The organism is Colwellia sp. SU-HH01217 (assembly GCF_057543495.1).
Genome location: NZ_BAAJLX010000011.1, coordinates 33867 through 47793 on the forward strand (window position 1 = coordinate 33867; position 13927 = coordinate 47793).

Annotated in this window: 15 protein-coding genes; all 15 read left to right on the forward strand. The window is 37.7% G+C overall.

Annotated features, from left to right (window positions below):
• Nucleotides 1–70: 70 nt before the first annotated feature.
• The 15 genes from mnmG (at nucleotide 71) to AC27G3_RS13310 (ending at nucleotide 13884) form a co-directional block, all read left to right on the forward strand.
• Nucleotides 71–1960, forward strand: coding sequence for a tRNA uridine-5-carboxymethylaminomethyl(34) synthesis enzyme MnmG (gene mnmG / locus AC27G3_RS13240; protein WP_487122280.1), 1890 nt, complete (start codon nucleotides 71–73; stop codon nucleotides 1958–1960).
• A 29-nt stretch (nucleotides 1961–1989) separates the two neighbouring features.
• Complete coding sequence (gene rsmG, locus AC27G3_RS13245; RefSeq protein WP_487122281.1) at nucleotides 1990–2622, forward strand: 16S rRNA (guanine(527)-N(7))-methyltransferase RsmG; 633 nt, start codon at nucleotides 1990–1992, stop codon at nucleotides 2620–2622.
• 48 nt (nucleotides 2623–2670) lie between these two features.
• Entirely contained in the window at nucleotides 2671–3438 is a 768-nt protein-coding gene (locus tag AC27G3_RS13250; protein ID WP_487122283.1) for a ParA family protein, read from the forward strand.
• Nucleotides 3439–3479: 41 nt separating this feature from the next.
• Nucleotides 3480–4358, forward strand: coding sequence for a ParB/RepB/Spo0J family partition protein (locus AC27G3_RS13255; RefSeq protein ID WP_487122285.1), 879 nt, complete (start codon nucleotides 3480–3482; stop codon nucleotides 4356–4358).
• 214 nt (nucleotides 4359–4572) lie between these two features.
• Nucleotides 4573–4977 (forward strand): ATP synthase subunit I, encoded by a 405-nt coding sequence (locus tag AC27G3_RS13260; protein ID WP_487122287.1) that lies wholly within the window; start codon nucleotides 4573–4575, stop codon nucleotides 4975–4977.
• A gap of 16 nt (nucleotides 4978–4993) precedes the next feature.
• A complete protein-coding gene (gene atpB / locus AC27G3_RS13265; protein WP_487122289.1) occupies nucleotides 4994–5773 on the forward strand; it encodes a F0F1 ATP synthase subunit A in 780 nt (259 codons plus the stop codon).
• Between the two features lie 41 nt (nucleotides 5774–5814).
• Entirely contained in the window at nucleotides 5815–6036 is a 222-nt protein-coding gene (gene atpE, locus AC27G3_RS13270; RefSeq protein WP_487122291.1) for a F0F1 ATP synthase subunit C, read from the forward strand.
• A gap of 45 nt (nucleotides 6037–6081) precedes the next feature.
• Entirely contained in the window at nucleotides 6082–6552 is a 471-nt protein-coding gene (atpF, locus tag AC27G3_RS13275; protein ID WP_487122293.1) for a F0F1 ATP synthase subunit B, read from the forward strand.
• Nucleotides 6553–6566: 14 nt separating this feature from the next.
• Nucleotides 6567–7115 (forward strand): F0F1 ATP synthase subunit delta, encoded by a 549-nt coding sequence (atpH, locus tag AC27G3_RS13280; RefSeq protein WP_487122295.1) that lies wholly within the window; start codon nucleotides 6567–6569, stop codon nucleotides 7113–7115.
• A gap of 25 nt (nucleotides 7116–7140) precedes the next feature.
• Nucleotides 7141–8682 carry a F0F1 ATP synthase subunit alpha gene (gene atpA / locus AC27G3_RS13285; protein WP_487122297.1) on the forward strand — a complete coding sequence of 514 codons (1542 nt, stop codon included), beginning with the start codon at nucleotides 7141–7143 and terminating at the stop codon, nucleotides 8680–8682.
• Nucleotides 8683–8720: 38 nt separating this feature from the next.
• Nucleotides 8721–9581, forward strand: a complete 861-nt coding sequence (atpG, locus tag AC27G3_RS13290) for a F0F1 ATP synthase subunit gamma (protein WP_487122299.1) — start codon at nucleotides 8721–8723, stop codon at nucleotides 9579–9581.
• A gap of 45 nt (nucleotides 9582–9626) precedes the next feature.
• A complete protein-coding gene (atpD, locus tag AC27G3_RS13295; protein ID WP_487122300.1) occupies nucleotides 9627–11012 on the forward strand; it encodes a F0F1 ATP synthase subunit beta in 1386 nt (461 codons plus the stop codon).
• 71 nt (nucleotides 11013–11083) lie between these two features.
• Entirely contained in the window at nucleotides 11084–11506 is a 423-nt protein-coding gene (locus AC27G3_RS13300) for a F0F1 ATP synthase subunit epsilon (protein ID WP_487122302.1), read from the forward strand.
• A gap of 180 nt (nucleotides 11507–11686) precedes the next feature.
• Nucleotides 11687–13045, forward strand: a complete 1359-nt coding sequence (gene glmU, locus AC27G3_RS13305) for a bifunctional UDP-N-acetylglucosamine diphosphorylase/glucosamine-1-phosphate N-acetyltransferase GlmU (protein WP_487122304.1) — start codon at nucleotides 11687–11689, stop codon at nucleotides 13043–13045.
• 149 nt (nucleotides 13046–13194) lie between these two features.
• Nucleotides 13195–13884, forward strand: coding sequence for a substrate-binding periplasmic protein (locus tag AC27G3_RS13310; protein WP_487122306.1), 690 nt, complete (start codon nucleotides 13195–13197; stop codon nucleotides 13882–13884).
• Nucleotides 13885–13927 lie beyond the last annotated feature (43 nt).

The following is a 13927-nucleotide window of genomic DNA, read 5'->3' on the forward strand; positions in this document are numbered from 1 at the left end:
TCCCTTAGGACAAAAAAAAGCTAAAATACGCCTCTTGTTTTTAAGAAGTACATTTTTGGATTAAAATTTTATGTGGTATCAAGAGTCTTATGACGTAATTGTTGTTGGTGGTGGTCATGCTGGAACTGAAGCATGTCTAGCTGCAGCTAGAATGGGTTGTAAAACATTATTACTCACTCATAATATTGATACACTAGGCCAAATGTCTTGTAACCCTGCAATTGGTGGTATTGGTAAAGGTCATCTTGTTAAAGAAATTGATGCCTTAGGTGGATTAATGGCCACAGCCATTGATCATAGTGCCATACAATTTAGAACCTTAAATGCAAGTAAAGGCCCGGCAGTACGAGCAACACGTGCCCAAGCGGATCGTTCTTTGTATAGATCCTATGTAAGACACTTTTTAGAAAATCAAGAAAATTTAACCATTTTTCAACAACCTTGTGATGACTTGATCCTTGAAAACGATCTTGTTGTTGGTGTTTCTACCCAAATGGGACTGAAATTTAAAGGAAAAACCGTAGTATTAACGGTTGGTACTTTCCTTGCTGGCCAGATCCATATTGGCTTAAATAATTACCAAGGTGGTCGAGCAGGCGATCCTGCAAGTGTAAACTTAGCCAGCAAAATGCGCGATATGCCATTTAGAATGGATCGTTTAAAAACAGGCACACCTCCTCGTTTAGATGCAAGAACATTAGATTACTCAGTAATGGAAGAACAACCAGGTGATTCACCTAGACCGGTATTTTCATTTATGGGATCGATCAACGATCATCCAGAACAAGTTTCTTGCTATATCACTCACACAAATGAACAAACACATCAACATATTCGCGATGGTTTAGATCGTTCGCCTATGTACACCGGAGTTATTGAAGGTGTTGGTCCAAGATACTGCCCTTCAATTGAAGATAAAATTACCCGTTTTGCTGACAAAACATCACACCAAATTTTTGTAGAGCCTGAAGGACTAACCACGAACGAAGTGTATCCCAACGGTATTTCTACAAGCTTACCTTTTGATGTTCAAATGAATTTAGTTCGTTCGATCAAAGGTTTTGAAAATGCACATATTACTCGTCCTGGTTACGCTATTGAGTATGATTACTTTGATCCTCGTGATTTAAAGCAAACCCTTGAAAGTAAATTTGTTAAAAATCTATACTTTGCTGGTCAAATTAACGGTACCACAGGGTATGAAGAAGCTGGTGCTCAAGGTTTAGTTGCTGCAACTAATGCTGCATGTAAAGTTAAAGAATTAGGGGAATTCCTCTTAGGTCGAGATCAAGCTTACATGGGCGTTTTAATTGACGACTTAGCGACTTTAGGAACCAAAGAACCTTATAGAATGTTTACCTCTCGCGCAGAATACCGTTTATTACTACGTGAAGATAACGCTGATATACGATTAACAGAACAAGGTCGAAAAGTTGGCTTAGTTGATGATCTTCGTTGGCAGCGTTTTAATGAAAAAATAGAAAACGTAGAATTAGAGCGTCAACGTTTACGATCAACTTGGATTCAAAAAGATCACGCAAAAATTGATCAATTAAATGCCTTATTAAAAAATCCAGTTAGTCGTGAAAATTCTTTAGAGGATTTATTGCGCCGACCTGAGGTTAGTTACACCGATTTAATGAAAATTGAAGGCTTTGGCCCTGCAATACAAGATGTACAAGCTGCAGAACAAATTGAAATACAAACTAAATATTCAGGTTACATTGACAGACAACTCGACGAAATTGCCAAAAAGAAACGTCATGAAGACACTTTAATCCCTGTTGACTTTGATTTTACTCAAATTTCTGGATTGTCAAATGAAGTTGTCGCTAAGCTTTCAGATACTCGTCCTGAAACTATTGGCAAAGCAACTCGTATTTCTGGTATTACTCCGGCGGCAATTTCGTTATTATTGGTTTATCTAAAAAAACATGGCTTGTTGCGTAAATCTGCATAAACAGGCGTTATTAAAAAGCAAATCAAAAAATGACCTTAGCTGAAAAATTAGTATCCTTGGTTGAACAAACTGAATTAGCATTATCGGAACAACAAATTCATTTGCTAATTCAGTATGTAGAATTACTGATTAAATGGAATAAAGCTTACAATCTAACTTCTGTACGCGATCCAGAAGAAATGTTAGTTAAACATATTTTAGATAGTTTAATGGTTGGCCCTCACCTTACCGGAAACAGTTTTATTGATGTTGGAACCGGGCCTGGTTTACCTGGTATACCTCTTTCTATCTTGTATCCTGAAAAAAACTTTGTATTATTAGACAGTTTAGGCAAAAGGATTACGTTTTTAAGACAAGTGGTTTTCCAGTTAAAACTCAAAAACGTAACACCAGTATTGTCTCGTGTTGAAAAATATCAGCCTGAAACTCCATTTGATGGGGTATTAAGTCGAGCATTCTCTTCATTAAACGATATGGTGACTTGGTGTCATCATTTAATTAATATTGAGCAAGGGCGTTTTTTTGCGCTTAAAGGTCAATTTCCGAAAGACGAAATTGACACATTGCCTGAAAATATTAAAATAACAGACAGTTATGAAATTAAAGTGCCGCAACTGACAGGTGAACGACATTTAATTGCGTTAAAAAAAATAGCAAACTAATAAACAGACCCTGATAAATTAAAATACTAATAAAATGTAGAGGCTTTTGTGGGAAAAATAATTGCAGTTGCAAATCAAAAAGGTGGTGTTGGTAAAACCACAACAGCCGTTAACCTAGCCGCATCACTCGCTGCCACCAAACGTAAAGTATTATTAATCGATTTAGACCCACAAGGTAACGCTACTATGGGTAGCGGCATTGACAAGTACGATATAGAAAATACTTGTTATGAATTGTTGGTTGAAGAAAAACCTTTCGATGAAGTTGTAATTAAAGAAACTACAGGTCACTACCATTTAATTGCTGGTAATGCAGACGTTACTGCGGCAGAAATTAAATTAATGGAAGTTTACTCACGAGAGCATAGGCTCAAAAACGCGCTGGCCCCTGTACTTAAAAACTATGATTTTATTATAATAGACTGCCCTCCTTCATTAAATATGATGACTGTAAATGCAATGACAGCGGCTGATTCAGTATTAGTTCCTATGCAGTGTGAATATTACGCTCTTGAAGGCCTTACTGCGTTAATGGATACAGTTTCAAAGCTTATTTCAGTGGTAAACGGAGAATTGCAGATTGAAGGTATTTTACGAACCATGTACGATCCTCGTAACCGTTTGGCCAATGATGTATCTGAGCAATTAAAACGTCATTTTGGTGATAAAGTGTATCGTACTGTTATTCCCCGAAATGTACGCTTAGCTGAAGCGCCAAGTTTTGGCTCTCCAGTGATGTATTATGATAAATCATCAACAGGGTCAAAAGCCTATTTAGCTTTAGCGGGCGAACTATTAAGAAAACAAGATCAATAAATTATCATCATCAAATTGAACATTAAGGCGCAAAAGAAATTATGAGTCCAACTAAACGTAGAGGGTTAGGCCGAGGTCTAGATGCATTATTAACAACTGCACCACAAGCCCCTGCTGATGAATCTGTGCCGTCATCAGAACAAATTAACAGTGAATTACAAAGCTTACCTGTTGAGCAATTACAGCCGGGTAAATATCAGCCGCGTAAGGATATGTCTCCAGAAGCTTTAGAAGATCTTGCAAATTCAATACGTTCTCAAGGCATTATTCAACCGATTGTCGTAAGAAGTGTTGGTGAAAATAGCTATGAAATCATTGCCGGTGAACGTCGTTGGCGAGCAGCGCAGTTAGCTGGCGTTGATATTATCCCTTGTTTAATTAAAGAAGTGCCTGATGAAACGGCTGTTGCAATTGCGTTAATCGAAAATATACAACGTGAAGATTTAAATGCAATGGAAGAGGCTATTGCATTAGAGCGTTTATTGAATGAATTTGAATTAACACATCAAGAAGTTGCAGATGCGGTAGGTAAATCAAGGGCAGCTGTTAGTAATTTATTGCGTTTAAATAATTTAAATGAAGATGTGAAAATATTACTCGAACATGGCGATATTGAAATGGGTCATGCTCGTGCTTTATTAGCACTTGAGAACGACTTGCAAACAACCACTGCTCGTGTTGTTGCTGCGAAAGAATTAACCGTAAGAGAAACAGAGAAACTGGTTAAAAAAGCGTTAGAACCTAGTGTAGAAAAAGCAGAAAAAATTAAAGATCCAGATACTCAATCGTTAGAGCAAAAACTTTCAGAAAAATTTGGGGCACAGGTTGCTATTAGCCATAATAAAAAAGGTAAAGGCAAACTTGTAATCTCATATACCAACCTTGAAGAACTTGACGGAATTATTGGTCAATTCAACTAATCAACCACTATTCATACGCTTAATATTTAATATATATTCAGATTGAAAATAATCGCACGATAATAGGGCTAACCATGCCCTCTTTTGTTGCAATTAAGCAATAATTAAGTATACTTGCGCTGACTTTTTCCAAATTAAAGCATTTGCTTTACTTCGAAAAAGTTTTTTTAATTTTAAAGTGTAAAACATACGATAATTTTCGTTGGAGTGCTAAGTGAGTTTTTTTAAAAGTAACCCACTAGTAAAAACTGGACGAAAGTTAGCTTATCAACAGATAAGTATATCAATAATTATTGTATTGATTTTTACATTAGTAACGTATTTTTTTTGGGGATTAGCTCATTCAGTATCAGTATTAACTGGTGGGGTAATTGGCATAATTCCTAATATAATATTTGCCTATAAAGCATTTAAACATGCTGGGGCACGATCTTCTAAATTAGTGGTTGAATCCTTTTTTAGTGGCGTAAAAATTAAAATGATAGTAACGGCAGTTTTATTTTCTGTAGCTTTTAAGGTGTTAACTTCCCTTGAGCTTTTTGTGCCACTACCATTTTTTGGAATATTTTGTTTAATAATGGCTATGCCGTTGTTTGCACCAATTTTATTTAAACTTTAATCATGGGAACATTAATATGTCTGAAGCTGCTGCTAACGCAACACTAACCAGCCAAGAGTATATTAAGCATCATTTAACCAATTTAACTTACGGTGAAGGCTTTACTGCTATTCACCTTGATACGTTAGGTTGGTCAGTGTTTTTAGGCTTAGTATTTCTTTTTATATTTCGCTCTGTCGCAAAAAAAGCAACAACCGGCGTACCAGGTAAATTGCAATGTGCAGTTGAAATGGTCGTAGAGTTTGTTGATCATAGCGTAAAAAGTACATTTCACGGTAATAACCCGTTAATTGCACCATTATCATTAACTATATTCGTATGGGTATTATTAATGAACGCAATGGATTGGGTTCCTGTAGATTTAATTCCAAAAATATTTGAATTAATGGGCGTTCATTACATGAAAGCCGTACCAACTACCGATCCTAATATGACGTTTGCCCTAGCATTAGGTGTATTTATACTAGTTATTTACTATTCAATAAAAGTAAAAGGACTAGGCGGTTTTATTAAAGAATTAACAACTCAACCATTTGGTCACTGGTCACTTTACCCAGTTAACTTTGTGCTTGAAATGGTTACCTTATTAGCTCGTCCGTTATCACTTGCGCTACGTTTATTCGGCAACTTATATGCAGGTGAGTTAATATTTTTACTTATTGCGACAATTGGCATAGCTCAATTGCCAGTACATTTTTTATGGGCTGCTTTCCATTTATTGGTTATCCCATTACAGGCGTTTATCTTTATGATGCTAACTATTGTATATCTTAGTTTAGCGCATGAAGATCACTAGATTTCAACTTTAACTTTAACTTTAAATAATCGGAGATAAATATGATTGCTATTGCAGTTGCTCTACTAATCGGTCTTGGTGCTTTAGGTACCGCTATTGGTTTTGGTCTTTTAGGTGGTAAATTCTTAGAATCTGCTGCTCGTCAACCAGAACTTGCACCACAACTTCAAGTGAAAATGTTCATCGTTGCTGGTCTTATCGATGCAATCGCTATGATCGGTGTTGCTATTGGTTTATACCTATTGTTTGTAGTTGGACTATAACTAAAAATTTGGTCTTTTTAACAAACAATCATAGGAGGTACACAAATGAATATTAATCTGACCTTAATTGGTGAATTAATCGCATTTGTCGTATTTGTAATTTTTTGCATGAAGTTTGTATGGCCGCCAATTACGGCTGCCATCGAAGCTCGTCAAGCGACTATCGCTGACGGACTTGCTGCTTCAGACCGTGCTGCTAAAGATCTTGAGCTTGCTCAAGAAAAAGCAGTAGCACAGCTTAAAGAAGCGAAAGCGCAAGCAGCTAGCATTGTTGAAGCTGCTAAAAAGCGTGAGACGCAAATAGTTGAAGAAGCTGCAGGTAAAGCTGAAGCTGAAAAAACTAAAATCTTAGCTGCTGGTCATGCTGAAATTGAAACTGAACGTAATCAAGCGAAAGAAGAACTTCGTCAACAAGTTGCTGTTTTAGCAGTAGCTGGCGCAGAGAAAATTCTTGAACGTTCAATTGATGCCGCTGCACATAGCGACATTTTAGATAAACTTGTAGCTGAACTTTAAGAGGGGAATGAGCTATGTCTGAATTGACAACCGTTGCTCGTCCTTACGCTAAAGCAGCGTTCGACTTCGCCTTGGAAAAAAGCGCTGTTGAAGCTGATGCAGTAGCAAACTGGTTAGAAATGCTAGTTTTTGCTGCCGAAGTTTCAAAAGATGACACCATCGTTGGTTACCTTTCTGGTGGTGCGTCTGTTGTTCAATCACAAGAAATCTTTTTAAAGGTTTGTGGTGAGCAATTAAATAGCGAAGGCCAAAATTTTGTAAAAATTATGGCTGAAAATGGACGCCTATTAGCGCTACCACAAGTTGCTACTCAATTTAGCGAATTAAAAGCTGAATACGAGAAAACAATTGTTGTGGATGTAACATCTGCTGTTGAATTAACAGAAGATAAATTAATTACTTTAAGTGCTGCGCTTGAAAAGCGTTTGGCTCGAAAAGTACAGCTCAATTGCAATGTTGATGCAAGTGTCGTGTCTGGTTTGGTTATCCAAGCAGGTGACATGGTAATCGATGGTTCAGTTAAAAATAAACTGAACCGCTTAGCAACAGCAATGCAATTTTAGCATTTAAGAGATAAGGGAACAGAGCATGCAACTGAATTCCACTGAAATCGCTGAACTGATCAAGAATAGAATTGAACAGTTTAACGTTGTCAGCGAAGCTCGTAATGAAGGTACTATCGTTTCTGTAACAGATGGTATTATTCGCATCCATGGCCTTGCTGATGTAATGCAAGGTGAGATGATCGAACTTCCTGGTAGCCGTTATGCTATCGCGTTAAACCTTGACCGTGATTCGGTCGGTGCGGTAGTTATGGGTCCATATGCTGATTTAGCAGAAGGACAAAAAGTTAAGGGTACTGGCCGTATATTGGAAGTACCTGTAGGACGTGGCTTATTAGGCCGCGTTGTAAACACCTTAGGTGAGCCTGTAGATGGTAAAGGAACAATCGAAAACGATGGTTTCTCTCCTGTTGAAGTTCAAGCTCCAGGTGTAATTGAACGTAAATCTGTTGATCAACCTGTTCAAACTGGTATCAAGTCAATTGACTCAATGATTCCAATTGGACGTGGTCAACGTGAATTGATCATTGGTGACCGTCAAATCGGTAAATCTGCTATCGCGTTAGATGCCATTATCAATCAAAAAGATACAGGTATTAAATGTGTATACGTAGCAATTGGCCAAAAAGCGTCAACTGTTGCAAACGTAGTTCGTAAGTTAGAAGAACACGGCGCATTAGCTAATACTATTGTTGTTGTTGCATCAGCTTCTGAAGCAGCGGCTTTACAATACTTAGCACCTTACTCTGGTTGTTCAATGGGTGAATATTTCCGTGACCGCGGTGAAGATGCGTTGATCGTATATGATGATTTGTCTAAGCAAGCTGTTGCTTACCGTCAAATTTCATTACTACTTCGTCGTCCGCCAGGTCGTGAAGCATACCCAGGTGACGTTTTCTACCTTCACAGTCGTTTATTAGAACGTGCTTCTCGTGTAAACGAAGAGTATGTTGAACGCTTTACAAATGGTGAAGTAAAAGGCAAGACAGGTTCTTTAACTGCATTACCTATTATTGAAACACAAGCGGGTGATGTATCTGCCTTCGTACCTACTAACGTAATTTCGATTACTGATGGTCAAATATTCCTTGAAGCTGATTTATTCAACTCAGGTATTCGTCCAGCTGTTAACGCAGGTTTATCAGTATCTCGTGTTGGTGGTGCTGCACAAACTAAAATCATCAAAAAACTAGGTGGCGGTATTCGTTTAGCGCTTGCTCAGTACCGTGAATTAGCAGCGTTTGCTCAATTCGCATCTGATTTAGATGATGCTACTCGTGCTCAATTAGAACATGGTCAACGTGTTACTGAATTGATGAAGCAAAACCAATACAGCCCGTTATCTGTTGCTGATACTGCGGTATCTTTATTTGCAGCTGAAAAAGGTTTCTTAAATGATGTTGAATTAAACAAAATCAATGATTTTGAAGCAGCATTATTAACCTTTATCAATAATGATAACGCTGAGTTGATGGCTAAAATCAACGAAACTGGTGGTTACGATAAAGAAATCGAAGCAGGTTTAAGTGCTGCGCTTGAGAAATTCAAGTCAACACAAACTTGGTAAGAACTTTTTATTCATAAATAAAGTTTCGGAGATAAGTCATGGCCGGTGGTAAAGAGATAAAATCTAAGATCGCGAGTGTTAAAAACACTCAGAAGATCACTAGTGCTATGGAAATGGTAGCAGCAAGCAAGATGCGCAAAGCGCAAGATGGCATGTCTGCTTCTCGTCCATACGCTGAGAATATACGAAACGTGATCGGTCATATTGCGCTTGGTAACTTGGAATATCGCCATCCATATTTGGAAGAGCGCGAAGTCAAGCGTGTAGGTTATATTGTAGTATCAACAGACCGTGGTTTGTGTGGTGGTTTAAACATTAATTTGTTTAAACAAGTATTAGCAGATGCTGCCAAATGGCAAGCTAAAGAATGTGAAGTTGAATTTTCAGTTGTAGGCTCTAAAGCCACTTCTTTCTTCAACAACATGGGCGCTAATGTTACTGCACAAGTTTCTGGTTTAGGCGACAGCCCTTCTGTTACTGATTTAATCGGTAGTGTGAAGACGATGTTAAATGCCTATGATAATGGTGAAATTGACAGATTATTTATTGTTTACAATAAATTTGTTAACACCATGACGCAAAAACCAACAATCGATCAACTTTTACCGTTACCTAAGTCTGACGATGAAGAAATTAAACATCGTTGGGATTACATCTACGAACCAGATGCTCAAGCAATGCTTGAACAATTACTCGTTCGTTATGTTGAATCTCAAGTATATCAAGGCGTAGTTGAAAACTTAGCCTGTGAACAAGCCGCTCGTATGATTGCAATGAAATCTGCAACCGATAACGCAGGCGACTTAATTGAAGATTTACAATTGGTATACAACAAGGCACGTCAAGCAAGTATTACTCAAGAATTGGGTGAAATTGTTGCTGGTGCATCAGCCGTATAACGGTAAAAGAATAGTTTTCGTTAAATTTAAATTTGAGGAATAAACATGAGTACAGGTAAAGTCGTCCAAATCATTGGCGCAGTTGTGGATATTGAATTTCCACAAGATGCTGTACCTAAAGTATATGACGCATTAAAAGTAACCGAAGGTAAACTTTCAGGTTTAGTACTTGAAGTACAACAGCAGCTTGGTGGCGGTGTTGTACGTGCAATTGCAATGGGTACTTCTGATGGTCTACAACGTGGTCTTAATGTAGAAAATACAGGTGAATCAATTCAAGTTCCTGTTGGTGTTGAGACGTTAGGTCGCATCATGAACGTTCTTGGAGAACCTATTGATGAAGCAGGTCCAATTGGCGAGCAAGCTCGTTGGTCTATTCACCGTGAAGCTCCGGCTTACGCTGAACAAGCTATGTCAAATGAATTGTTAGAAACAGGTATCAAAGTAATCGATTTAGTATGTCCATTCGCTAAGGGTGGTAAAGTTGGTTTATTTGGTGGTGCTGGTGTTGGTAAGACCGTTAACATGATGGAACTTATCCGTAACATCGCTATCGAGCATAGCGGTTACTCAGTATTTGCTGGTGTAGGTGAGCGTACTCGTGAAGGTAACGATTTCTATCACGAAATGAACGACTCTAACGTACTTGATAAAGTATCGTTAGTTTACGGTCAAATGAACGAGCCTCCTGGAAACCGTTTACGTGTTGCTATGACAGGTTTAACCATGGCGGAGAAATTCCGTGATGAAGGTCGTGACGTATTATTCTTTGTTGATAATATTTACCGTTACACCTTAGCGGGTACAGAAGTATCTGCATTGTTAGGTCGTATGCCATCAGCTGTTGGTTACCAACCAACTCTTGCTGAAGAAATGGGTATCTTACAAGAGCGTATTACCTCTACTAAGAAAGGTTCAATTACTTCAATCCAAGCGGTATACGTACCAGCGGATGATTTAACGGATCCAAGCCCTGCTACTACTTTTGCGCATTTAGATGCAACCGTTGTACTTTCTCGTTCAATTGCTGAATTAGGTATTTATCCAGCGATTGACCCGTTAGATTCAACGTCTCGTCAACTTGATCCATTAGTAGTTGGTGAAGATCATTACAATGTAGCACGTGGTGTACAAAACGTATTGCAACGTTATAAAGAACTTAAAGATATCATCGCTATCTTAGGCATGGATGAGCTTTCTGAAGAAGATAAGCAAACTGTATCTCGTGCTCGTAAGATTCAGCGTTTCTTATCGCAACCGTTCTTCGTAGCAGAAGTATTTACAGGTTCTCCAGGTAAATATGTATCATTAAAAGATACCATCGCAGGTTTCACTGGCATTTTAGCTGGTGAATACGATGATTTAGCTGAGCAAGCATTCTACATGGTTGGTTCTATTGAAGAAGCAATTGAGAAAGCTAAAAACATGTAATTTGCTTGGGTGTTTTAGCTTAGTCTTTATTAAATGAATAACTAAGCTGAACACCTCTTTAGGAGGTCAAAATGTCAGCAATGACGGTAAATCTAAATGTAGTAAGTGCAGAAGAGGAATTATTCTCTGGACGTATTGAATCATTACAGATCACAGGTTCAGAAGGTGAATTAGGCATTATGCCTGGTCATGCACCTTTATTGACCTCACTAAAACCTGGTATGGCTCGCATTGTAAAATATGGCGGAGAGGAAGAAGTTATTTATCTTTCTGGCGGCATGTTAGAGGTTCAACCAAATAACGTTACTGTATTAGCAGATGTTGCTGTACGTGCTGACGATTTAGATGAACAAGCAGTTATAGAAGCGAAACAACGTGCAGAAGAAAATATCAGTGCTCATAGCGGTGATGTTGACTATGCTGAAGTTTCAGCTGAATTAGCTCGTGTGACTGCGCAATTACGCGTAATTCAAGCGACTAAGAAGAAAGTTTAATCTAATTAACTGAACTTCTAATACAAGATAACACTAAGTTTTAGTGACTAAAAAGCGATTTCTACATTACGTAGGTATCGCTTTTTTTATGACTTAAATTTCGCAAAACACTTGAAAATAGCTGTTTTGAAAATTCATTACAGTTACAATATTTATAATTAACAAATAAACGGAATCATTATGTCTCTTTCAGTTGTCATCTTAGCCGCAGGTAAAGGCACACGCATGCGCTCTTCCCTTCCTAAAGTACTTCACCCAATTGCAGATAAGCCCATGGTCAGTCATGTCATAGAAAGTGCTAGACAGTTAAACGCTGACAATATTTATGTAGTATATGGTTTTGGCGGTGATGTATTAAAAACAAAGATACAAGGTGATGATTTAACGTTTGTTGAGCAAGTTGAGCAGCTAGGAACAGGGCATGCCGTTGATATGGCCTCTCCTTTTCTAAAAGATGATGAAAATGTATTGGTACTTTATGGAGATGTGCCATTAACTCAAGTATCAACGTTAGAGCAACTCTTAGCGGTTAAACCTGATGATGGCATGTCATTACTTACGGTTTATTTATCTAACCCTACGGGGTACGGCAGAATTGTTCGTGATAACGGGACTGTTGTCGGTATTATTGAGCAAAAAGATGCGAATGCAGAACAATTATTAATTAATGAAGCTAATACTGGTATTTTGTTAGCAAATGGCGGTGATTTAAAGCGCTGGCTAAGTAATTTATCTAACGAAAATGCACAAGGAGAATATTACCTTACTGATATTATTGCGGCCGCTCACCTTGAAGGAAAAGCAATTAAAACTGCACATCCAGAAACTGAAATCGAAGTTGAAGGAGCCAACAATAGAGTGCAGTTAGCTAATTTAGAACGCGCTTATCAAAAAAGACAAGCCGAAAACCTAATGATCGCAGGTGCAACATTAAGAGATCCACTAAGAATAGATGTACGCGGCGAAATAACAGTTGGTCAAGAAGTTGTTATCGACGTTAACTGTATATTTGAAGGTAAGGTATCAATAGCTGACGGTGTAACTATTGGCGCTAATAGTATTTTAAAAGACTGTTCTATAGGTAAAAATACCGTTATTAAGCCTAATTCTATTATTGAAGATGCTACAATTGGTGAGCATTGCTCATTAGGACCATTTGCAAGAATTCGACCAGGCTCAATAATGAAAAATGATTCTCATGTTGGAAACTTTGTGGAGATGAAAAAAACAACGCTAGGAGAAGGCGCTAAAGCCGGTCATCTTGCATATTTAGGAGACAGTGATATTGGCGCAAGAGTCAATATTGGTGCAGGAACGATTACCTGTAACTATGATGGTGTAAATAAATTTAAAACCACTATAGGCGAAGGCGCATTTATTGGCTCAAATAGTTCATTAGTCGCACCAGCCAATATTGGCGCAATGGCAACAATTGGGGCAGGTTCGGTTATTGTTAAAGACGTTGATCAAAACGATTTATCTGTAGCCAGAGGCAAACAAAGAAATATCGCGAATTGGTCGAGACCTGTTAAAAAGTAAACTGGTAAATGTATTTGTTGGCGCATGATAGCGCCAACTAAACTTTTGTATTCGTAATAGTTACTTCTGCGCTATTACATTCATTGCCTTGTTAATATATGAAACTTTTAATTGTTCTATTTATAAACTTTGTCAGCTGCTCGTTAGTAATGGCACAAAACTATGCTGATCTTAGAGTAGTCGCCACTGAGCATAAATTACTGCAATATAGCGTAAACAATAAAGCACAAGGCCCTACAGCAGAAATAGCCAAGGCTTTACTCTTAGCTATTGAACATCAACCTTCGATAGAATTTATGCCATGGGCCAGAGCATTCAAACTTGCCTCAAAAAGACCAAACACCTTAATATTAAGTATGATAAGAACACCTGAAAGAGAACAAAACTTTCATTGGATAGGAATTGTTAGTGAGCTATCTAGGGTTTTTATTTCCTTAAAAAGTAAACCAGAAAATTTAGTTAATTCAGATTCACAGGCTAAAGAAAAAATTATTGCGGTAACAAGAGGTTCTGACAGCTATACAGAATTAATAAAAAGGGGATTTTCTGAAGAGAAAAACCTTTATGTAGTCGCCGATATTGAAAAAGGTTATCAATTACTTTTATCTGGAAAAGTTGATCTTATTTACTATGATCCGAATGCGATTAAAAAGTATATCGATGAAAATAAAAAAGAAAACGAAGTGGTTTTTAACCCAATAATTTCTGCTGATAGACGTGCGAGTTATTTAGCTTTGAGTCTCAATTCAGATAAAAGATTAGTCGAAATATTAAAATCAGCAATGGCTGAATATCAAAAAACAGACGAATATCGCTATTGGCTGATGAAAAAAGGCTAGCGGTTACTGTTTTCACTCCTATAAAAATTTGCGTCTTTAGTTT

What these genes read in the sequence shown, in the direction of transcription:
- mnmG (WP_487122280.1), top strand. Translation starts at nt 71, where the DNA reads ATGTGGTATCAAGAGTCTTATGACGTAATTGTTGTTGGTGGTGGTCAT.
- rsmG (WP_487122281.1), top strand. Translation starts at nt 1,990, where the DNA reads ATGACCTTAGCTGAAAAATTAGTATCCTTGGTTGAACAAACTGAATTA.
- AC27G3_RS13310 (WP_487122306.1), top strand. Translation starts at nt 13,195, where the DNA reads ATGGCACAAAACTATGCTGATCTTAGAGTAGTCGCCACTGAGCATAAA.
- AC27G3_RS13300 (WP_487122302.1), top strand. Translation starts at nt 11,084, where the DNA reads ATGTCAGCAATGACGGTAAATCTAAATGTAGTAAGTGCAGAAGAGGAA.
- atpE (WP_487122291.1), top strand. Translation starts at nt 5,815, where the DNA reads ATGATTGCTATTGCAGTTGCTCTACTAATCGGTCTTGGTGCTTTAGGT.
- glmU (WP_487122304.1), top strand. Translation starts at nt 11,687, where the DNA reads ATGTCTCTTTCAGTTGTCATCTTAGCCGCAGGTAAAGGCACACGCATG.
- atpH (WP_487122295.1), top strand. Translation starts at nt 6,567, where the DNA reads ATGTCTGAATTGACAACCGTTGCTCGTCCTTACGCTAAAGCAGCGTTC.
- AC27G3_RS13255 (WP_487122285.1), top strand. Translation starts at nt 3,480, where the DNA reads ATGAGTCCAACTAAACGTAGAGGGTTAGGCCGAGGTCTAGATGCATTA.
- atpB (WP_487122289.1), top strand. Translation starts at nt 4,994, where the DNA reads ATGTCTGAAGCTGCTGCTAACGCAACACTAACCAGCCAAGAGTATATT.
- atpF (WP_487122293.1), top strand. Translation starts at nt 6,082, where the DNA reads ATGAATATTAATCTGACCTTAATTGGTGAATTAATCGCATTTGTCGTA.
- atpG (WP_487122299.1), top strand. Translation starts at nt 8,721, where the DNA reads ATGGCCGGTGGTAAAGAGATAAAATCTAAGATCGCGAGTGTTAAAAAC.
- atpA (WP_487122297.1), top strand. Translation starts at nt 7,141, where the DNA reads ATGCAACTGAATTCCACTGAAATCGCTGAACTGATCAAGAATAGAATT.
- atpD (WP_487122300.1), top strand. Translation starts at nt 9,627, where the DNA reads ATGAGTACAGGTAAAGTCGTCCAAATCATTGGCGCAGTTGTGGATATT.